This window comes from Mycobacterium sp. NPDC050441 (genome assembly GCF_040655355.1).
GTDB lineage: Bacteria > Actinomycetota > Actinomycetes > Mycobacteriales > Mycobacteriaceae > Mycobacterium.
In genome coordinates this window covers 314,326-334,660 of the sequence record NZ_JBFAJS010000002.1, presented here as the reverse complement: position 1 = coordinate 334,660, position 20,335 = coordinate 314,326, and the positions used below count along the sequence as shown (strand labels likewise).

At 64.1% G+C, this 20,335-nt stretch carries 18 protein-coding genes, 4 tRNA genes and 1 pseudogene; 12 read left to right on the top strand and 11 right to left on the bottom strand.

Annotated features, from left to right (window positions below):
- Window positions 1-7: 7 nt before the first annotated feature.
- From AB0I14_RS06720 to AB0I14_RS06710, 3 genes are read right to left on the bottom strand one after another with little or no spacing between them, the layout of a single operon-like run.
- Window positions 8-940, bottom strand: a complete 933-nt coding sequence (locus AB0I14_RS06720) for a metal-dependent hydrolase (protein WP_358017754.1) — start codon at window positions 938-940, stop codon at window positions 8-10.
- A gap of 58 nt (window positions 941-998) precedes the next feature.
- Window positions 999-1,796, bottom strand: coding sequence for an NADPH-dependent oxidoreductase (locus tag AB0I14_RS06715; RefSeq protein WP_358017751.1), 798 nt, complete (start codon window positions 1,794-1,796; stop codon window positions 999-1,001).
- Window positions 1,796-2,749 (bottom strand): TauD/TfdA family dioxygenase, encoded by a 954-nt coding sequence (locus AB0I14_RS06710; RefSeq protein ID WP_358017748.1) that lies wholly within the window; start codon window positions 2,747-2,749, stop codon window positions 1,796-1,798. Before AB0I14_RS06710 ends, AB0I14_RS06715 begins: the two co-directional genes overlap by 1 nt.
- 295 nt (window positions 2,750-3,044) lie before the next feature.
- Between AB0I14_RS06710 and AB0I14_RS06705 the strand changes: the two genes are divergently transcribed.
- Both AB0I14_RS06705 and AB0I14_RS06700 read left to right on the top strand, forming a co-directional pair.
- A complete protein-coding gene (locus tag AB0I14_RS06705) occupies window positions 3,045-3,977 on the top strand; it encodes a LysR family transcriptional regulator (RefSeq protein ID WP_358017745.1) in 933 nt (310 codons plus the stop codon).
- Entirely contained in the window at window positions 3,974-4,990 is a 1,017-nt protein-coding gene (locus AB0I14_RS06700) for a 2-dehydropantoate 2-reductase (protein WP_358017741.1), read from the top strand. The genes AB0I14_RS06705 and AB0I14_RS06700 overlap by 4 nt, the downstream gene beginning before the upstream one ends.
- On the opposite strand, the gene AB0I14_RS06695 is transcribed toward AB0I14_RS06700, so the two are convergent.
- Together AB0I14_RS06695 and AB0I14_RS06690 are read right to left on the bottom strand one after the other, a co-directional pair.
- Window positions 4,987-6,288, bottom strand: a complete 1,302-nt coding sequence (locus AB0I14_RS06695) for a cytochrome P450 (protein WP_358017739.1) — start codon at window positions 6,286-6,288, stop codon at window positions 4,987-4,989. The genes AB0I14_RS06700 and AB0I14_RS06695 overlap by 4 nt on opposite strands.
- Window positions 6,289-6,407: 119 nt before the next feature.
- Entirely contained in the window at window positions 6,408-7,277 is an 870-nt protein-coding gene (locus AB0I14_RS06690; protein ID WP_358017736.1) for a polysaccharide deacetylase family protein, read from the bottom strand.
- A 59-nt stretch (window positions 7,278-7,336) separates the two neighbouring features.
- On the opposite strand from AB0I14_RS06690, the gene AB0I14_RS06685 reads away from it, so the two are divergent.
- Entirely contained in the window at window positions 7,337-7,693 is a 357-nt protein-coding gene (locus AB0I14_RS06685) for a MerR family transcriptional regulator (RefSeq protein ID WP_358017733.1), read from the top strand.
- 8 nt (window positions 7,694-7,701) lie between these two features.
- Here the strand turns inward: AB0I14_RS06685 and AB0I14_RS06680 are convergent, their stop codons facing one another.
- Window positions 7,702-8,106, bottom strand: coding sequence for a DUF302 domain-containing protein (locus AB0I14_RS06680; RefSeq protein WP_358017731.1), 405 nt, complete (start codon window positions 8,104-8,106; stop codon window positions 7,702-7,704).
- 88 nt (window positions 8,107-8,194) lie between these two features.
- Between AB0I14_RS06680 and AB0I14_RS06675 the strand changes: the two genes are divergently transcribed.
- Window positions 8,195-8,911 carry a TVP38/TMEM64 family protein gene (locus tag AB0I14_RS06675; protein ID WP_358017728.1) on the top strand — a complete coding sequence of 239 codons (717 nt, stop codon included), beginning with the start codon at window positions 8,195-8,197 and terminating at the stop codon, window positions 8,909-8,911.
- A gap of 3 nt (window positions 8,912-8,914) precedes the next feature.
- Here the strand turns inward: AB0I14_RS06675 and AB0I14_RS06670 are convergent, their stop codons facing one another.
- Both AB0I14_RS06670 and AB0I14_RS06665 read right to left on the bottom strand, forming a co-directional pair.
- Window positions 8,915-11,335, bottom strand: coding sequence for a Tex family protein (locus tag AB0I14_RS06670; protein ID WP_358017725.1), 2,421 nt, complete (start codon window positions 11,333-11,335; stop codon window positions 8,915-8,917).
- Between the two features lie 108 nt (window positions 11,336-11,443).
- Window positions 11,444-11,518: transfer RNA gene (locus tag AB0I14_RS06665), tRNA-Val, on the bottom strand.
- A 211-nt stretch (window positions 11,519-11,729) separates the two neighbouring features.
- Here AB0I14_RS06665 and AB0I14_RS06660 point away from each other — a divergent pair.
- The 4 genes from AB0I14_RS06660 to AB0I14_RS06645 all read left to right on the top strand — a co-directional run bounded on the left by AB0I14_RS06660 (window position 11,730) and on the right by AB0I14_RS06645 (window position 12,519).
- Window positions 11,730-12,140, top strand: a complete 411-nt coding sequence (locus tag AB0I14_RS06660) for a hypothetical protein (RefSeq protein ID WP_358017722.1) — start codon at window positions 11,730-11,732, stop codon at window positions 12,138-12,140.
- A 109-nt stretch (window positions 12,141-12,249) separates the two neighbouring features.
- A tRNA-Gly gene (locus tag AB0I14_RS06655) sits at window positions 12,250-12,322 on the top strand.
- A 31-nt stretch (window positions 12,323-12,353) separates the two neighbouring features.
- Window positions 12,354-12,427, top strand: a tRNA-Cys gene (locus AB0I14_RS06650).
- A 17-nt stretch (window positions 12,428-12,444) separates the two neighbouring features.
- Window positions 12,445-12,519, top strand: a tRNA-Val gene (locus tag AB0I14_RS06645).
- 101 nt (window positions 12,520-12,620) lie between these two features.
- Here AB0I14_RS06645 and AB0I14_RS06640 read toward each other — a convergent pair.
- On the bottom strand, window positions 12,621-13,616 hold the full coding sequence (locus AB0I14_RS06640) for a hypothetical protein (protein WP_358017719.1): 996 nt from the start codon (window positions 13,614-13,616) through the stop codon (window positions 12,621-12,623).
- Window positions 13,617-13,753: 137 nt separating this feature from the next.
- Here AB0I14_RS06640 and AB0I14_RS06635 point away from each other — a divergent pair, with 137 nt between their 5' ends.
- The gene (locus tag AB0I14_RS06635; RefSeq protein WP_358017717.1) at window positions 13,754-14,311 is read left to right on the top strand and encodes a hypothetical protein; all 558 of its coding nucleotides are present in this window, start codon (window positions 13,754-13,756) and stop codon (window positions 14,309-14,311) included.
- Window positions 14,312-14,589: 278 nt separating this feature from the next.
- On the opposite strand, the gene AB0I14_RS06630 is transcribed toward AB0I14_RS06635, so the two are convergent.
- Window positions 14,590-14,931 (bottom strand): hypothetical protein, encoded by a 342-nt coding sequence (locus AB0I14_RS06630; protein ID WP_358017714.1) that lies wholly within the window; start codon window positions 14,929-14,931, stop codon window positions 14,590-14,592.
- 131 nt (window positions 14,932-15,062) lie between these two features.
- Between AB0I14_RS06630 and AB0I14_RS06625 the strand changes: the two are divergent.
- The 3 genes and pseudogenes from AB0I14_RS06625 (at window position 15,063) to AB0I14_RS06615 (ending at window position 18,900) form a co-directional block, all read left to right on the top strand.
- Window positions 15,063-15,458, top strand: a pseudogene (locus AB0I14_RS06625) (PH domain-containing protein).
- Window positions 15,459-15,564: 106 nt separating this feature from the next.
- Window positions 15,565-16,740 (top strand): PIN domain-containing protein, encoded by a 1,176-nt coding sequence (locus AB0I14_RS06620; protein ID WP_358017711.1) that lies wholly within the window; start codon window positions 15,565-15,567, stop codon window positions 16,738-16,740.
- A gap of 897 nt (window positions 16,741-17,637) precedes the next feature.
- Window positions 17,638-18,900: a hypothetical protein gene (locus AB0I14_RS06615; protein WP_358017708.1), complete on the top strand. Its 1,263-nt coding sequence runs from the start codon at window positions 17,638-17,640 to the stop codon at window positions 18,898-18,900.
- A 266-nt stretch (window positions 18,901-19,166) separates the two neighbouring features.
- On the opposite strand, the gene AB0I14_RS06610 is transcribed toward AB0I14_RS06615, so the two are convergent.
- On the bottom strand, window positions 19,167-19,997 hold the full coding sequence (locus AB0I14_RS06610) for a hypothetical protein (RefSeq protein ID WP_358017705.1): 831 nt from the start codon (window positions 19,995-19,997) through the stop codon (window positions 19,167-19,169).
- Window positions 19,998-20,335 lie beyond the last annotated feature (338 nt).

The window sequence follows — 20,335 nt, the reverse complement described above, 5'->3', positions numbered from 1 at the left end:
TATCAACCTACGGGGCGGGTCTCCCCGCGTGCGTGAAGGCCGTCATGTCGGTGCCGCGCTCGTATTCGGCCATCCAGACGGCAGCCCATTCCGGCAGCGGTTGGGCGGCTGGGTCGTGGTGTGGCAGCTGGGACAACGCCAGCCGCCACACCATCTTGGCCAGGTCGCCGGTGGGAACCGCGTCGAACAACGTCACCGGCCCGCTCCGCAGTGCTTTGCGGCGACGACCGCCCGGCCCCCGGTACTTGAACTCGTCGACGAGCAGGCGGATCGACATCAGCTCCTCGGCCGATACGCCGCGTTGTTCGAACGGGACGACCTCGTCGACGACCCGTGCGATCGCCGCCGCCACCTCACCGATGTGGCGGAACGTGGCCCGCACCTGGCCGACGCGGTACCACGGGTCGTCGCTGAGGTGGCGGTACAGCATGAGCCCGGAGCTACGGTGCTCGATCTCCTCGACGAAATGCCACGTCATCAATGCGGCCACGCGCCCGTCCGCTCCGTTGAACAGCGAATCACGGTTGTCCAGAATGACTTTGAACAGCGGGGTGAACGTGGCCTCCAGGTTGGCGATATAGGCGGCGTGGAACTCGACGGGGTGGGCGGCGATGAGATCGTCGAAGGACTGCGTCGCCGCGTCATACGCACGTTGCAGCCCCGGGTACTGCTCGATCAGGGCAGCCATGTGCTTGCGGTGCGCCGCCGCGTGCTGCCCCTCCTGGCGCAGGAACGCATCAGCCTCGGTGGCAATCTCGGGCGACTCGTCGAACCTGTCCTGCGCCGTGCGCAGGGCCTTGATCAGATACCGCTCGAATGGGACCGCGATGAACGTGAACACATTGCAGAACATGCCGAAGTTCGGGTTGGCCGGTTGCCAGAGAAACGGCACCGTCGCATCGAACTCCCAGCGGATCTTACGAACAACCAGGTCGGTCATCGCTCGAGCGTGACAGCTCCGGGCCCGTGCGTAAACCCGGCGACTCAACCCCGGCCGGTCAGCGCGAGGGCAGCCCGAGGCGTTCGAGCTGCTGCCGCAGCCGGTGTCGCCCGGACAGGGAGTGCGGACCGGCCAGCCGGCTCAGCACCCGTTCGCTCCAGCTGCCCGACAGTCCGTAGCGCGTGTTGTAGACCGCCAACCGCTCGTCGTAGGCGGGCAGATGCGAGTCGGCTGACTGCGCGTCATACCTCTCGTGGTGCAGAACCGCGGCCTGGGGCAGCCGCGGTTTGATCCCGGCGTTCTCCGTCGGATCGGGTATACCGACGGCCAGCCCGAAAGTCGCCACGGCGTGCGGCGGCAGACTGAGCTCTGCGGCCACCTCCTCCGGATGGTTGCGGATGGCGCCGACGAAAACAGTTCCCAGACCCTGCGATTCGGCCGCCACGACGGCGTTCTGCGCGGCCAGCGCGGTGTCGACGAACCCGATGATCGTGGATTCGAGGTAGTCCGCGCCGTCCAGCGCTGCCCCGGACCGCTGCGCCAACCGGCGGGCCCGCCCCAGATCTGCCACCCAGACCAGGAACAGCGGGGCCTCGTTGATGAACTCCTGGTTGTTCGCCAGGGCGGCCAGCCGGGCTTTGCGCTGAGGATCCCGGACGGCGATCACACTCCACGGTTGCAGGTTCGAGCTGGTCGCCGCGGACTGGGCCGCGGCGACCAGCGCCGAGAGTTGTTCATCGCCGATCGGCTGTGCGGTGAACTTGCGCACCGACCGGTGCGCGAGTTGCAGCGCCAGTGTCGGGTTGTGGACGTCGAGCGCGGCATCGACATCGCCGTAGCGCGCGATAACCGTCATCAGGATCCGAGGAACGGCTCGCCGGACACCGATTCGGACACACGTCCGTCGACCCCGGTGGGGACATCGCCTTCGAGCGTGACGCGGTACAGCACCCGGTCGTAGTCGAGGTGGCCCGCGTCATCGATCGCCAGGTGCGCAGTGGCCCGGTTGTCCCAGAACGCGATACTGCCCGGCGCCCAGCGGAACCGGACGGTGTACTCGGTGCGCGTCGCCTCATCCCACAGCAGCTTCAGGATCCCCTCACTCTGCGTCGGTGTGTAACCCCGGATCTCGCGGGCACCACGGGTGAAGCCGGGACTGACGAACAGTGCGCGCTCCCCCGTCACGGGATGCACCCGGACCGCGGGGTGATAGGTCACCAGATTCGCCTCACGCACCTTGCGGTCACGCTGGCTGCCGGCCACGGCACGGGTGTTGAACTGGTGCCTGATGTCGAGCTTGTCGGCGAAGTCACGCAGATCCTTGGGCAGGTTCTCGTATGCCGCAACGAGGTTGGTCCACGCGGTGTCGCCACCATAGGGCGGCAGGATGTGCGCCCGCAGAATCGAGGCCGCGGGCGGGTTCACCAGTGCGGTGACGTCGGTGTGCCAACTGTTGTCGTACGAGGTGCGCTTGCGGCCCAGGTGGCGCTCGTAACGGCGGCTGTCGATCGGCAGGATCTCGGGGAACCCGTCCGGCGCTTCCTCCTCATGCGGATGGGCCGGGGTCACCTTGCCGAACTTCCGCGCGAACGCGACCTGTTCGGCGTGACCGATTTCCTGATCGCGGAAGAAGATCACCTTGTACGTGTGCAGCGCGTTGCGGATCTCCTCGATGACACCGGCTTCCAGATCGGTGCGCAGATCCACACCGCGGACCTCGGCGCCGATGTAGCCGGCGACCGGCACGATGTCCAGACCGGTGTCGGTGAGAGGACTGCTGTCCCTTACTTTTTCGGTGACGTCGGTCATGTTCGGCTCCCTTGGATGGCGTGGCAATGGGCTGGCGAGACGGTCTGAGCTGCCTCACTCTGGTCAGCGTCGGCGCGGCGGTGACCGCGAACAAGCGTCTTTGGCTACCGGAACCTTTCAGTGCGGCTTAACATCTCAGGCGATGCCAGCGGGCACGAGAATTACAACCGCCGTGATTTCTGCGACCCGCGCCGCACAAAGCCCTGATCAGGGCCTCGGCCCAGGTTGAACGAGGCTGCACAGCGGCCGTCTCCGTCCGCCGATTCTGCGAACATCACCTCGCAGGAGGTAGGAGATGCTGGACTTACGTCGGATGATGTTGTTGTCCGATCTCGCAGACCTGGGCTCGGTGACCGCCGTGGCCGAACACCGCAACATCACGAGTTCTGCGGTATCCCAACAGCTTCGCGTCCTCGAAGAGGAGGCGGGAGCGGTGCTGTTCCGCCGGGACGGGCGAACCCTCGGACTGACCCGAAGCGGCCAGGTCCTCGCCGAGCACGTGCGTCGCGTGCTGGCCGCCGTCGACGAAGCCATGAGTGCGGTCGCCGAGACCAGGGACCGGGTGGCGGGGCAGGTCGCGATCGCCACGTTCAACATGGGGATCCCGACCCTGGCCGTTCCCCTGATGCAGCGGCTCAGTGCTGAGGAGCCGAATCTGCGTGTGCAGGTTCAACAGGATACGAGCGTGGCTGCACTACGGTTGCTGCGTCAGAGTGAAGTCGACGTCGCGATCACCTGCCGGTACGACTTCCTCGGGCCTGATTCCACCGGCGGCCTGACCACGGTGCCGTTGCTGTTCGAACCGTTCGTGCTGCTGGCTCCCACACAGTCGCACCTGCGTATCCGCACGCAGGGCATATCAGCACTGGCCGACGGGTTCTGGGTGACCGGCCCGCAGAGTTCCGGCCTGGATATCGCCGCCACACATGCGTGCGAGAGCGCCGGTTTCACACCACAGGTCAAGCACCGCCTGATCGGAGCGCAGAACATCTGCGAGCTGGCGGCCACCGAGGTCGCGTCGGCAATCGTGCCCCGGCTGTCCGTTCCCGCCAGACTGGAAGGTCTGATCGTAGAAGGCCTCGCACTCGGCGGTCGCACCATCAGTGCCGTGGTCCGTGCCGGCCGACAGCGCGATCCCAACATCGCGCTGATTCTGCGTACATTGCGGGCGATCGCAGATCAGGCGCTGCCCGGGCAGTCCACCGAGCCGCTGGGTGTCGCATCGTGACAACGTCCCGACCAGTTGTGGTGTACGGAGTCGGCGCCATCGGCGGTGTGATCGCCGCTCGACTGCGGCGGGCCGGGTTCGACGTGACTGCCGTCGCCCGGGGCGAGCACCTCGACGCAATCCGTTCCCGCGGCCTCACCCTGGTGACGCAGGCAGGGACCGACACCGTGGCACTGCCGGCCGCACGCAACGCCGGCGAGGTCGACTGGTCGGCTGACCCGGTGGTGATACTGGCGGTCAAGAGCCACCAAACCGCCTCGGCCCTGGATGATCTCAGCGCCCACGCACGGCCGGAGACCCCGGTGTTCGTCACCCAGAACGGAGTGGCCAACGAAGCTGCCGCGCTGCGGAGGTTCGCCAACGTGTACGGCGTCACGGTGATGCTCCCGGCCGCTCACCTCGACCCCGGCGTGGTCATCCAACAGAGTCATCCGGTGGCGGGGATCCTCGATCTCGGGCGCTACCCCACCGGCCATGACGAGCCCGCCGAACACGTCGCGGCCACTTTCCGCGATTCCGGGTTCCATTCGTTGGTCCGCGATGATGTCATGGCGTGGAAACACCGCAAGCTGATCGCAAATCTCGGCAACGGTGTGATCGCGGCGTACCGTCCGGGACCCGATGCCGACGAACTAATCGCCCGCGCCCGCACCGAGGCCGAACATGTGCTCACCGCGGCCGGGATTCCCTTCGTCACCGCCGAACAGGACGCACTACGCCGCGGGGATCTGCTGCAAGGCCGGGTCAACGGCGACTACTTGAGCTCCACCTGGCAGAGCGTGGCCCGGGGCCACACTCAGGTCGAAACAGACTGGTTCAACGGCGAAATCGTGCTTCAGGCCCGCCTGCACGGTATGCGCGCACCCGTCAACGAGCTGATCCAGCGGGTCACCGCCGACCATGCCCGCGTGGGCCGTCCGGTGCGTTCACTCGACGCGGCCGCCACGCTCAAGAAGCTCGGGGCCGCCACGAGTCCGCCGCGCCTCCACGACATCCCGGTCGCTTCACCCTAGGCAGCCGTGGTCCAGGCGACCGGCAGGTGCTTGACGCCGTGCACGAACGCCGAACGCAGGATGGCGGGTTCACCGATCGCCACGATGTCGGGCACCTGGCGACGCAGTTCGTCGAAGGCCACCCGGATCTCCCGCCGGGCGAGATTGGCTCCCAGGCAGAAATGCACCCCGCCACCGCCGAACCCGATGTGCGGATTGGGGTTTCGCAACACGTCGAACCGCCAAGGATCAGCGAAGGTCCGCTCGTCACGGTTGGCCGAGTTGTACCACATCGAGACTTTGTCACCCGCCTTCATCTGAACGCCGCTGCGCTCCACGTCCGCGGTGAGTGTGCGCCGCATGAAGATGATGGGCGACGCCCACCGCACGATCTCGTCGACTGCCGTCGGCGATACCCCGTCGAAGTCGTTCCACCATCTGGCGCGTTCGTCGGGATAGCGGCTCAGCGCCACCATGCCGTGGCTGATCGCGTTGCGGGTCGTATCGTTGCCCGCGGCCGTCAACAGGATGAAGAACGACGCGATCTCGTTGGACGACAACCGTTCTCCGTCGACTTCGGCCTCCACCAGGCTGGACGTCAGGTCGTCACCGGGATGCTCGCGGCGCTGTTCGGCCAATGCGACGCCGTAACCGGCCAGCTCGGTGGCCACCTGCAGATACCCACTGAAATCGTCGATGGACACCTCGTCGTCCCCGGCTCCCATGAGCACCGAGGTCCAGTGGAAGAGCTTGGCGCGATCCGCTTCTGGGACGCCCATCATGTCGCAGATGATCTGCAGCGGTAGCGGCGAAGCCACCTCCTCGACGAAGTCCGCGGTGCCATCCGGATGTGCGTCCACCATCTCCCGCACCAGGCGATGCGCGCGGTCCCGCACGCTCTGCTCGATCCGCGCGATCACCTTGGGCGTGAAGGCGCGGTTGACGATGCACCGCAGGCGGGTATGGCGGGGGTCGTCCAGCGTGATCATCGACCCGAAGAACTCCGCGATCTCGGCGGGGACGTCGTTGAGTGTCGTGCTCGTCGGACTGGAGCTGAACAGCTCGGGATGCCGGCTGGCGAAGTGCACATCCTCATAGCGGGTCAGCGCCCAGTGCCCGGCGCCGCCGGGGAATCCGGCGTAGTCGGCCACCTCGAAAAACGAGATCGGGGCGTCGTGACGGAGTGTGGCGAAGGCTCCATCTCGAACATCGTCGTCACGCCCCCAGAAGTCGAGCGACCCGAGGTCGACCTCGGCAAGGGGCACCGACAGTGGCACTGTGCCGTTGATGCGGTGGGCGATGCCGGTGATTGCTGTCATCGTGGTCCTCCCCGCGTTACCGGCGACACGGACCACCGGTCATCGGCCCCGCCGCCTTCCCCGCAGTGTGACATCCCGCACAGCGCCGGTCCAGGATTGTGAGCCCAATCGTGGTGCAGCTACTGGCGTTCGCAATCAATCCGTTGGGTTGCCGCGATCTCGTCGCTGGTCGTCAACCACGCGTCAGGTTGCGCGGCAAGGTACTCCAGGACCTGCTCGAGGTACTTGTGCCGGAAGGGTTGTCCGATCACGAAGGGGTGCAGCGCCAATGCCATCACCCGGCCACTGGTAGCCGAATCCGCGTGCAGCTGCTCGTACTGGTCGATCACCATTTGCACGAACTCGCTTCCGGTGAAACCCTTCCCGAAGATCAGAAGGTCGTTGAGTTCCACCGAATACGGCACGCTGAGCATGCCTGGGACGGTCAGCGGGTAGGGCTGGTCATCGTTGGTCCAATCGAGGACGTAGTGAAAACCGAGTTCGGCCAACAATTCCGGGGTGTGAGCGGTTTCGGTCAGGCCCGGCCCCATCCAGCCGCGCGGGCGCCGGCCCGTCGCGTCGGCGATGTCGTCGGTGATCGAGGCGAGAATCCGACGCTCCTCGTCGACGGCCAGCCCGGTGTGCAGTATCGAGTTGGTCTGCCCGTGCGCCAGCCACGTCCAATTCCGTTCCACACCGGCGGCCACGATCTGCGGATGATGCTCGATGACGGCCGAATTCAGCAGCACGCTGGGACGGATGCCGTGCCGGTCGAGGGCCTCGATCGTGCGCCAAATCCCCACCCGCGCGCCGTAGTCGCGCCAGCCGTAGTTGAGCGCGTCCGGAGTCAGCTCCGCGGTACCCGGCCAGATGCTCGTCGAGGGCCGGTCGGCGAGGAAGTGCTCGACGTTGAGCCCGATGTACACCGCGACACGCGCGCCGCCGGGCCAACGGATCGGCGCGCGTTCGGTGATCGGGCTGTAGGCGAAAGGCGGTTGCGACGTGGTCATGCCGAACGGTACGAGCTGACACCAATGTCAGGGTCAAGTCGCGTCGGTATAACTGGCATATGCGTATAGGCGAACTCGCACGCCGCACCGGGGTCAGCCAACGGTCGCTGCGCTATTACGAACAGCAGGGCCTGCTGGTGTCCGACCGCACACCGGGCGGGCAACGCGAATATCCGGAGAAGGCGGTCGACCGGGTGATCCGCATCCAGGAGCTCTATGCCGCCGGGCTGCACAGCCGCACCATCTCGTCGCTGCTGCCCTGTATGCGCGATGTCGACGGCGGGCCTGCCCCACAGGCCACGCCCCGCCTGTTGACCGAGCTTTCGGCCGAACGCGACCGGCTCGAGCAGGCGATCCGGGACCTGTCGACGTCCCGCGAGATTCTCGACGGGGTGATCGACGCGGCGTCGGGCTGACACAGCGCCTAAAGACTGTCGAGTGCCGCCTGCAGGCGTCGGCCGACCTCGGCTGCGATATCGGCCAGCGCCGGCGCGTCGGTCACCTCGGCCATCAGGTTGGGGTTCATCGCCTCGACGACGACCACCGCGCCACCGCCAGGACCGGTGCGCAACACCACGTTGCACGGCAACAGCACACCGATCTGAGGAAGTGCGTTGAGCGCCTGCTGGGCGAACTGGGGATTGCAGGCACCCAGGATCAGGTAGTCCCCCAACTCCGCACCGGCACCACCGCCCAGTTTGGCGTCGAGCGTGGCCCTGATATCGATCTCGGTCAGCACACCGAACCCCTGGTCGGCCAGCGCTTCTCGCGTGCGAGCGACAGCCTCGTCGAATGGGCCTCTTGTGGTGGCCACCAATGCGATGTCCATCTTGTTCCTTCCGTCCTGTCCTGGCACCCGCGTTTGACCTCACGCTACGCGCCGAGATGTCGGACGATGCGGAACAATCGTGTGCGCGATGACTGACGACGACGATCCCCCAGCGTTCAACCGGCGACCGCACATACTGCGGCTCGTCGCCTTCGCGGCGTTACTGTTCGGCCTTTTCTATCTGGTGGCCGTCGCCCGCGTCATCGATGTCGACGACATCCGAAGCCTGGTCGCCTCGACCGGTCCGGCCGCGCCGCTGGCCTATGTCGTGGTGTCGGCCTGTCTCGGGGCGCTGTTCGTGCCTGGCCCGATCCTGGCCGCGGGCAGCGGTGTGTTGTTCGGCCCGGTGCTGGGCACCTTCGTGACCTTGGGCGCCACGGTCGGCACGGCCGTGGTGGCCAGCCTGATCGGCCGGCGCGCCGGCCGTGACAGCGCGCGGGCCCTGCTCGGGGCACAACGGGCCGACCGGCTGGACCACCAGATCCAACGGGGCGGCCTGTGGGCGGTGGTCGGGCAGCGCTTCGTCCCCGGACTTTCCGACGCCCTGGCGTCCTATGCCTTCGGCGCGTTCGGGGTGCCGTTGTGGCAGATGGCAGCCGGGGCGTTCATCGGCTCGGTGCCGCGCGCATTCGTCTACACCGCACTGGGCGCCTCGATCGGTGATCTGTCGGCCCCGCTGGCCTATACGGCCATCGGGGTGTGGTGCGTCACCGCCGTCATCGGAGCGTTCGCCGCGCACCGCGGCTACCGGTCCTGGCGGCGTCACCACTCCGAGGCCGATCAGGCCCCGGAGCAGACCTCCTAGCCGCTACTTACCGAAACCGGCGTTGCGCAGGGCGTCGGCCATCGAGCCCGTCGGCTGGTTGGATTCCCGACGACCGGAGTTGTTGCCGCGGTTCTGGTTTCGCCGGTCGCCTCCGCGACCCTGGTTACCGCCGCCGCGACCCTGATTGCCGGCACCTTCACGACGGTTCTGGCCACCCTGGCCACCCTGGCCGCCCTGGCCGCCCCGGTCGGGCCGCTTGCCCTGCTGCGGGGTGTCGTTGAGCCTCAGGGTCAACCCGATGCGCTGCCGCTCCACGTCGACCTCGACGACCTTGACCTTGACCACCTGTCCGGACTTCACCACCTCGTGCGGATCGGAGATGAACCGGTCGGCCATCGCCGAGACGTGCACCAGACCATCCTGGTGCACGCCCACGTCGACGAAGGCACCGAAGGCGGCCACATTCGTCACCACACCCTCCAGCACCATGCCGGGCTTGAGGTCGGCGACCTTCTCGACACCGGCGGCGAAGGTGGCGGTGGAGAACGCCGGACGCGGGTCACGCCCGGGCTTCTCCAGTTCGGCCAGGATGTCGGTCACGGTGGGGACACCGAACCGCTCGTCGGCGAAGTCGGTCGGCTTGAGCCCCCGCAGGGTGCGCTCGTCACCGATCAACTCGGCCAGCGTCACGCTGGAGCGGTCCAGGATGCGCCGCACCACCGGGTACGACTCGGGGTGCACGCCCGACGCGTCCAGCGGGTCCTCACCGTCGCGGATCCGCAGGAAGCCCGCGCACTGTTCGAAGGCCTTGGGGCCCAGGCGCGGAACATCCAGCAGCGCCTTGCGGCTGCGGAAGGCACCGGCGCTCTCTCGGTGCGCCACGATGGCCTCGGCCAGGGATTCGGTAACTCCCGAAACCCGGGCCAGCAGCGGCACCGAAGCGGTGTTGAGATCCACCCCCACCGCGTTCACCGCGTCTTCGACGACGGCATTGAGGCTGCGCGCCAACGAGCCCGGCGTCACATCGTGCTGGTACTGCCCCACCCCGATCGACTTCGGGTCGATCTTGACCAGCTCGGCGAGCGGATCCTGCAGGCGACGGGCGATCGAGACCGCGCCGCGCAGCGTCACGTCGAGGTTGGGCATCTCCCGAGCCGCGTATTCCGAGGCCGAGTACACCGAGGCACCGGCCTCGCTGACCATGGCCGTCACCGGCGCTTTCGCCCCGGCCGACCGTATGTCGGCGATCAGCTCGGTGGCCAGCGCGTCGGTCTCGCGCGAGGCGGTGCCGTTGCCGACGGCGATCAGCTCGACGTTGTGCCGGGCGATCAGGGCCGCCAGGACGGCTTTCGACTGGTCCCACTGCTTCTGCGGCTGGTGCGGGAAGATCGCGCACGTGTCGACGACCTTGCCGGTGGCGTCGACGACGGCGACCTTGACCCCAGTGCGGAAACCCGGGTCCAGACCCAGGGTGGCGCGGGTGCCGGCCGGTGCGGCCAGCAGCAGGTCCTTGAGGTTGCGGGCGAACACGGCCACCGCCTCCTCCTCGGCGCGCTGACGCAGCCGGATGCGGGCGTCCACCGCGGCCGAGATCATCAGCTTGGCGCGCCACGCCAGCCGCACGGTGGTGGTCAACCACGGCGTGGCCGGGGTCTTGGCGGCCATGTCGATGCCGAGGGACTGGGCGATCATCGCCTGGTACAGCTCGTCCTCACCGCCGTCGAAGTTCAGTGACAGCGCCTGTTCCTTCTCGCCGCGCAGCACGGCGAGCACCCGGTGCGACGGCATGTTCTCCAGCGGCTCGGAGAACTCGAAGTAGTCCCGGAATTTTTGCGCGGCCGGGCTTTTCGCCGCTTCCTCGGACCACGGGCCGGTACGCAGTGAGCCGTCGGCCCAGAACTTCTCGCGGGTCGCGCCGACCAGCTCGGCGTCCTCGGAGGCACGCTCGATGATGATGTGGCGGGCGCCTTCGAGCGCCGCCGGCGCATCGGCGACGTCGTCGTTGAGGAACTCGCCGGCAACCTCGTCGGGCACCAGCGTCGGATCGGCCAGCAGCCGCTCCGCCAGCGGCTCCAGGCCGGCTTCCTTGGCGATCTGGGCCTTGGTGCGCCGTTTGGGCTTGTAGGGCAGGTAAATGTCCTCGACCCGGGCCTTGGTCTCGGCGGCCATCAGGGCCGCCCGCAGCTCGTCGGTGAGCTTGCCCTGCTCCTCGATGGAGGCCAGCACGGCGTCACGACGCTGGTCGAGCTCACGCAGGTAGCCGAGGCGCTCCTCCAGGGTGCGCAGCTGGCCGTCGTCGAGGCTGCCGGTGACCTCCTTGCGGTACCGGGCGATGAACGGCACCGTCGCACCCTCGTCCAGCAGGGCCACCGTGGCGACGACCTGCCCTTCGCTCACGGCGAGTTCCTCGGCCAGACGGGCGGTTACGGATTTGATGGTTCCCACGGTCACGCTCTGAGTCACGTCGGAGGACCCTACCGAATCGGACGGACAACACTCGGGCACGCCGGTGTGTGTGTCCGGCCACTAAAAAACGGCCCCGGATTTCTCCGAAGCCGTTGGTGGTGATGGTGGTGGTCCCGGCTGGGTTCGAACCAGCGACCTTCCGCGTGTGAGGCGGACGCTCTCCCACTGAGCTACGAGACCGTGGGAACGACGTCGAACACTAGCACGCATCGGCGGCCACGCCCGAATCGGAGTACGCGCAATCGACTTGTTTGATTTGCCAAATATGCACGCCGACGTGGGCGTATGGTCACCCGTCATGGTTCACCTGCGGGTCCGCTGGCCGGCCGTCGGCGGCGCTGTTTTTGCTGCTGGTGCACTATTTTCGGGCTGCCACAGCGCCCCGGCTCCGATGACAGATCGAGGCTTAGACGTAACGCCGAACATCCAGAGCGTCGCCGACCTGGTGAACCGGCAGGTCACGGGGCCGATGAGCTTCAGCTCACCGTCGGGCAACGTGCGGTGCCACCTCGACGCCACGACGGCGCGCTGCGACATCGCCGAACGTAACTGGGCCCCACCACTGCGACCTGCCAGTTGTGCGTTCGATTACGGCCACGGGATCACACTCAGCCCGGGGCGGCCCGCGCAATTCGTCTGTGCCGGCGGCACCACGCCGAGCGCGGGTGTCCAACTGGGGTACCGGGACTCGATCACCGCCGGGACGCTGCGCTGCGAGAGCGCTGGGACGGGCATCACATGTCTCGACACCAAAACTCGTCACGGATTCACTCTCTCGCGGGCGGCCTATCACCTGTTCTGAAACACCGTTTTTGGCCGCGCGTTGCCCTCCCGTAATGGGGATTTGTGTCTGCGCGCTTCGGTGGACTAATGTTCTGCATCGCGACGGGCGACGATCTCGCTCGTGGCGCGCGGATGTAGCGCAGTTGGTAGCGCATCACCTTGCCAAGGTGAGGGTCGCGGGTTCGAATCCCGTCATCCGCTCGAAGGTGCGATCGTGGCATCAACCCCAAATGGTGGAGTGGCCGAGTGGTGAGGCAACGGCCTGCAAAGCCGTGCACACGGGTTCGATTCCCGTCTCCACCTCCAAGAAGGAGTTTCAACCCGCGCGATTAGCTCAGCGGGAGAGCGCTTCCCTGACACGGAAGAGGTCACTGGTTCAATCCCAGTATCGCGCACCATCATAGCCCCTGATCAGGGGCTAGTTTTTACTCCGCGTCAGCGGTCGTGAACTAGACGTGAACTGACTTGGGCAAACGTGTCCGTAACGCACGCCGCATGTTTAGGTTTCGGCAGCACTTCGTGTGTCGGCGTCGAGGACTCCGGCCAACCGTCCGCCGGCACCTCGGAACGTCTGGGCTCCGCTGGTCGGATTGTTCGCTTGCAGGACTCTGGTTCCGAACTGCTTTCCGTCGATGCCCTCGGTGATCACGAAGTGAAACTCTCGCTCACTAAGAGTTGCCATACCGCTGGAGTAGTTCGTTCCCCGGAACTGCCCGTGCTTTAGCGGCACCTCAACTCCTCGCACAGCGAGCGTCCCGTCGATGTTGAACGACACAATACGCCGCAGCCACTCGGCGCCTTCGCCGCCTTCGCGTCCCTGCAGGAAGATCGGTCCCCCGTTTATGACGATCGGTCCGGGCTGCTCCAGGTTGAAACGCTTTTCGTCGCCGACGCCGCGTAGGGATCCGATTTCGCTGACATCAATCTTCTTACGCACCCAATGCGTTACTAGCTCGCCGATACTCGCAACGGGATTCGAGTCGCGGTCGTACACCGCTGCGGAACCCCAGATGTCTGGACGAACCTCGACGGGCAGGCTTGTCGGGGGGTCAAGAACGAAGATCACCTTCTCCGCCGCGAAATCGAGTGTCTCCAGCCAGAGACTCGTCAGGTTGTTGACAATCTCCCCCACGAAACCAGGTGTGACCTCACCCGGACTAATCGCCTCGATGTTGAGAAACTCGGCTAATACCAAGGCGCTCTTGGTGAATCCGCCGGAACAAACGAGCACGGTCTTGTCGATGGGCAAGTGGCGGTGCTTTCCATACATCCGTTCGACCCACTCGATGGTTTGCGGCCTACTTGATGATCGGCACTCGATGCCGATCACAACCTGATGTCCACAAACCTCCCCGACAGCACAGATATCCACCTCACGGTCGGGCACCCCGGGGACCTTGCTGCGCAGTTCAACAGAAGGGGTCGCCACATCCTTACCAATGATCTGGGTGAGCAAGGTTATGAGTTCTTGAAATTCGTTGGTCCGCTGAGGCACGCCAGAAACCTAACGTTTAGGCGATCAAGACATCCCGAGAATCGACAGTCAGCCTGTCCCCCATGCGACATATCAGTGCCCGCCACGCCGGATCCATCCACCAACCCGGCCCGGCCCGCATTGTCATACTTGCGGGCATGTTCGACCCAGAACAGTGGGGAACCTACGCGGACTGGACGGGATCACTCCTAACCGGTCTGTCGGTCCTCGCCGCCGCCGTCATCTACTACTTCGACCGTCGCCGTGAACGCAGGTCTCAGGCAGGCGCGGTCTTGGTGTGGCTGCACCCACACGAGCACGGTCCGCCGACCATCAAGATGCGGAACATGTCTGATCGGCCAGTGTTCGATTACGGATTCCTTGTTGTTTCCCGATCACAGGGCCAGGTGGCCAAGACGGCTCGCGAAGGATGGAACCACGGAAGGTTTCCCTGGCCGAAACATAACAAGTTCTCGCATCACGACCGTCACACGCTGCTGAACTTTCACGATGGCAGCGAGCTCTATCTGAGCCCGGATAAGCAGGTGATGTACGACCCAGAGCTTCAGTTCAGTTCGGCGGTCTACGACTACTTCGCATACTTCCGCGATGCTGCGGGCCAATATTGGGTCGTGGACGCACGTAGGCAACGGCCCGTCAGTGACTGGAGGCGGTGGCGACTCCGCATAGGTCCCGGTGGGCTCGACGCAAGTTGAGGGGGCCAAGCTGTTGCCCACAGTTCACATCTCCGGCGACACAACCACCGTGTCGCCGTGACCCCATGGCAGAAGCTCTGACGGCACCTTCCAGAACGGCACCGTGACCGTTTCGCCAGTCTCCAGGGCATCCAACAGATACCGGGGGCGGCGATGCTGGCCCACAACGCCAAACCGCTTCTGCAAGTCCCGTTCCCGGTCCAACAGTCGCCGGTACACCGGGCCTATGCCATCGCGTTGCTGCACACCCGAGGTCGCTGATGCTGAAAACCTCGGCATCACTGCACCACCTGGACCGGGCGCGGCCCCACCCGGGCAGCATCACGCTGACGCTTACGGTTCCATCGCGCATTGGCTGCCGCTTGTTGCTGGCGAGCCTTCGGAACATCATCGGCGGGAGACACCTGGGAGACCATCTCCAGGACACGGCGCTCATGGTGACGAATCTCGGCAGCCAGCCGTGCCAGCGCCGACACGCTCCGCTCACCCGAGAAATTCTCGTCGTACACCCGCTGCAATTGCTCGGCGCGGTCCGCGTGACGGGCAGCCGAGTCGATCACCTCCAGATCGAGAGCGGTCCATTCCCACCCGGGACCCCGTTCGGCCAGGGCGGCATTCAACCGTTACCGCAGTGCCTCACCCGCAGCCTTTGCCATGACACCGAGTGTAAGCGCGGTCCATCACGCCAAATCTGTTGGCGGACAATGGTATACGTGACGCTGACAGACGTTGCCACACAACGTGATCCAGCCTGCGCCGAAAACATGCCCTGACCTGCGGCTTCCAGAACGGCACCTTCTTCAAGCTCGGCCCTACCGACCCAGCACAGGCTGCAGCCGAACTCGCCCCGATACTCGTAGACTACGAAACCGTCTACCTCAGCTTCAACGGCATGCGCGACTCCGTCATATTCACCGCCAAGCGCCTGATAGCGATCAACGTCCAAGGCCTCACTGGCAAGAAGCGGGACTACTCGTCACTGCCCTACAGCAAAATTCAAGCCTGAAGTATCGAAACCGCTGGGCAGTTCGACCTTGACGCCGAACTCGAACTCTGTTTCCCCGGATTGGGCAAGGTCCGCCTGGACTTCAAGGGCAAGGTCGACATCCGAACCATCGGAAAGCTCAGCGGCCAACACGTGCTTTAGGGGTAGGTGCGATTCACGCCGGAGCACGAATCAAACCCTCCCTTATCGGCTAGCCACACACCGGCTAGATTGACCCTTCCGCCACGTGTCACTGAGAGGGGCATCGATGTCGATGAAATCGGTCTTGCCGGAGTGGTACGGACACGACGACGACACGCTCAGCGAAATCCTCAGAAACGGAACCATTGCCCTCGACACCAACGCGCTACTTGATCTCTATCGCGTCGGCAAGCAACAACGCACCGAGATTCTTGGCGTCTTGGCTGCCTTCAGTGATCGGCTGTTCATCCCTTACCAAGTCGCTCTTGAGTTTCAACGGAGCCGGCTAAATGTGGTGCGGGACAACGGAGCCATCTACGACAAGTTGGCTGGCGTCTTCGACCTGAAGCAAGAGCAACTCAACGGTATCCGGGACCCTCAACTCAGGGCGGAGGTCGAATCGCTCTTCAATGAAGTATCCAAGCCTTTCAAGCATCGACTCGACCACCTGCGGAGTGAACACGCACTCACCGTCGAGGCCGCGAAGAAATCCGATCCGGTACTTGATGCACTGGACGATTTGCTTACCGAAGGCTCGGTCGGTGCGCGCCCCAGCGATCAGACACTCAAAGACCGGCGCGCAACGGCGACACGACGAATTGCCGACAAGATCCCACCTGGATTCGCTGACGCCAAGAACAAGGACGACCCCTCTGGCGACTACCTGATCTGGGCGGAACTCCTCGAACACGCAGCCAAATCGAGCCGACCGCTGATCTTCGTCTCCAATGACGACACGAAAGGCGATTGGTACCGGGCGAGAATCTCCGGCCATTCGCTTGGGCCCCTGCCCGAGCTGGTCGCCGAGATGTACACCGCAATGCCCGACCACCCGTACCACCAAACGAATCTGGCCTCGTTCCTCTCGCTCACGAAGCAACATCTCGGGTTGTCAGTCGGTGAGGAAACGATCGATACAGTGGAGCGAATTGAGGTCTACAACCCGCCCACGGCAGCCGACATCGGCAGGGCCATGGGTGAGGACGCTGCCCTGCTGGCACTAGGCCAACGGGCGGTACACGATCCCAAGCTATTCGCCGTGCTGAGGCACCGGCTAGACGAAGGCAGTGACCTTGAGTGGCAGCTAGCGGAGGCCCTCGCCGCGCAGCCTCAACCAGAAATCAACCGAAACCCTCCGGACTTGGCCGATTGGTGGCCCGTTCGCAGCCCTGCGGAATGGGTTCGCGTAATCAGAAGGTACCCAACCGTGAGCGACATTGACACCGAGCCAGATCCACCGTGAACTGCTGCCGGATCTCGCGCAGACCGCGCATTACGTGTCAGGCGCTCATCACAGGTCCTTCTTGTGGGCCTGATACGTGCTGACCCCGCTAAATCGTTAATAGGGTCTGTGCTGACCGCACTAACCGCAGGCAGGGTGAGTCGGTATTGGAGGGTCATTTGATTGCCGCGAGCGTGTGGCGGGCCGGGAGACTACCCACAGGCCGTGTACAACGGCGGCCTTGCGGGCACATTTGACGGTCGCTGGCGATGCGCCGAGTTCGTCAACAACTCGCTGGTTCGCCCGCCAGGCGTTTTGGCCCTTTGGGTCGGCGGTAGCCCCGATGTGAGCGATGACAAGGCGCTCGACATATGTCCAACTTTCCTTGCTGTCCTTAATAATCCGATATACCCGAGAGTTACCTTCGCCGCCATGACAACCACCAGCCGTTGGGGGTACGGCCAATTCCGGCGCGTAGGTGCTCGGTCAGTTGACGTTGTGCGTTTTGACGCTGGCGGCGGGTGCGACGCGACTCAACTGGTGTGACGCGTCCGTTGGCCGTTTTCACCAATTCAGACACGGCTATGCGCAACTGATCTGAGCGCTCCTTGTGCCGAGCGACAAACCGCTCAGCCGCGTCGGCGCTCGGCCATCATGCGGGCATATGGTCCTGTATCTGTGGATCCCACGCCGGCGATGGGCAGCGACAGGATGACGGCTGCCCGTGCACACCTTGCGGCACCGGTTCGGGACACGCGCCTATGGCCGATCCCGTAACGTGCGCAGTACAAGTTGCTGCTCTGAGATTCGAGCGCGGCGACCATGAGCGGCACGCCGCCGTCGACGACGGCGAAACTCGGTCCGCGATGAACTGTCTGAGCGCCGGATTGTTTCGGCCTGTTCTTATATTCTCGCGCCGTGCCGACAGAACAGGGTGGGTTCGCGTTCCCGGATGGCCAACGTCAAGCGCTGAGTGCTTCATGGCTGGTGAGGTTCGCCGGCGAGGCGGGTTATGACGTGTCACAATCCAGCCTTTCATTTGCGCCGTTCGTCATCGGACCGCAGGTTGAGGGCTTCCACATCGAGGTAGCCCCCGCAGACGAATACCCCTGGATCACCGCTATCGCGAGCGATCCGGCCCACCAAGAACGTATCGATGACCTAGCACGACGAAGCGGCGATCGCGCCGCAGTCGGCGACCTAGGCGGCTGGGTTTGGTACGGCGCAACGCTTTCCAGCGAGCCCCCGCAGATCGCGGTGCCGTTCATGGATCGCTTTCTAGAGCAGCTCATGAATCAGACGCGTTTCGTCGGGTGGTTTCGAATCGGAATCGGGGTTCTGCTCGAGTTCCGCGAGGAGTTGCCTGAAGGACAAGAGATCATCGAGGGCAATCCGTTTGTGGTCCATCGATCCGTGATCAACGTCCACATCGCCGCCCCTGGGCCCGCGCGGGGACCGGCGACCGAGCCGGTCGCCCACCGCTTCCTGGAGGAAGTTGCAGCGCTATGCACGTTCGTCCTTGCTCGACCCGTTGACTTCCCGCCCGCCATACACCCGGTGGATGCAGCTATCGCGGCAGATCTCAACAACAAAATGCAGGATCCCAGCATTGGAACTCTCGCACGCAACGGCATGCCACTCGACATTTACGATGGACTGTTTCTGCGCGGGGGCATGGAATCCCTCGACCGTGTGCGCGGAGCGCTCCTTACCTACGATTCCGCCGTGCGGCAACACCGCGAACAGGTGGCCCTCATCTTGTACGTAGTCGCCGCCGAGTGCCTCACCAATCCGTACCAGCCATGGAAGACGGAGCGCTTGACGGCGCGATTCATCGAGTTCTTCGACGAGCTCATGCCGGGAGACCTTGACGCCCTCGTACAGCACGACAACTTCGAAGCCGCTTTCGGCATCAAACGCGGCAACCGAACAGCCCGCAAACTGCGCCGAATGTTCCTGTCATCCATCTACAACGAGCGGTCTGAGCCGGTGCACGAAGGTCTGTCAGCATCGTTCCAAGGCCTGGCAGGGCTTGGCGGCCCCGCGCAGCTAAGGCGAGCACTATCATCGCAATTCGCGCAGAACGCAATTCTGCGATTCATCGAATCGCCGAGAACCACCCTGATCGGACATCCCGCCACCGCACCCGCGGATAATCCACCAGAACCAGACCCGGCGTAGCGCGAAAATCCGACGCAGATCATCAACATCGAGCAATTCATCGACCCGCCGAAAATCGGCACGGAGCAGCAGCAGCCGTCCGGCAGGGCCGCCGGGCCGCTACCGCAACCGACAAATGCGCGGCCCATCTCGGCAAGGCTTCGCACAGCCGTTTAGACGCAGCCGCACCCCGTCAGCTTCCGCCGACTATTGCTTCTGGGGACCTTCTCAGACACCGCAGTCGTATTTGCTGCAGGTGTCACCAGGGTGAATGACGAGACCGCCGCTCAATGATCCGGGCACGGTTCGCGACGATTCCAGTCGCCCGGCAGCGCGTTAATTGACTTTGTAACCATAGATCCATCACCATCGCATGGGTGACGCCACTCAACGTCGTCGGAATGTGCAATAACTACTTTACCGTACCTGCCAAGATATGTTGTCCATACTTCATCTGATGACAGCACCTTTCCTGTAGCAGGTTCTGACTCCTTCACTTTAACCGACTCGCTTGGAAGCCAACCGTAAGGCATATAAATCAGCGACATTAGGGACGTCAACACAAGAAAAGCGATCAGAAGCGGGAAATCGTAGGGTGGCGCCTGCACCGCTGACGCCTCGGGGCCCGATGAGCGGCGGCGATAACTGGTTCGGACCGCGGCCACCCCCTTCCATGATCCCCACATGAGAAGCGAAAAGACTATTATCGCCAAGTAGCCGAGTTGAATAGTCGCGAGAGATATCGTGACTGCGATGATGACAACCAAGGCAGGCAAGTTCATCACAGTACGAAAATCATTAAAACGAGACACATTCGCGATGGTCCACATCAATGCTGTCCAGATAATGAAAACTGGAATCAGTGGCAGCACCACGCCAATTACCAGGCTTCCGATATTCAAACCTCTGATGATGTATCCGAAGATTGCCGGATCGCCCGCCGACACGCTCAGAATGTTGACGGCTGCGATAGCGAATGGCAATAAGCCTAGGCACCATAAGATGTTCTGCCGAACAAAATGGACGAAGTCCACAGGAAGTCGTGCGGATCCTTCCTCAACACCGAAATCTTCAACGTCGGGATTAGCGCCTGCTTCAACATTAGGAATGTCAGTCATGTGCCTGACGGTAGCGCGACGGACTGACAAGTCCCTGCACTACTCAAATCGTTGGTTTTCTCCCAGCACTCGCCCATTAGTAGGTGAAGGGCCAGTGCATGTCCGCAGCCGCTCACACCCCTACAACTGTGCACTCCGAACCGTTCCGCCTCGCAAGGCTCTGAATGCGAAAACAGGTGGGCACCATCCCGGCCGCCACGGGCCGTGTAATGCCTGAAGGCGGTATGAATCTCAAACCTTTCCAGGGCTACTGGCCACTGTCTGCTGCCGTCCCAGATTGACGCGCCTGAAATAAGGCTGTAGATGAGCCGTGAGAACTCTGCGACTCGCTTAACTAT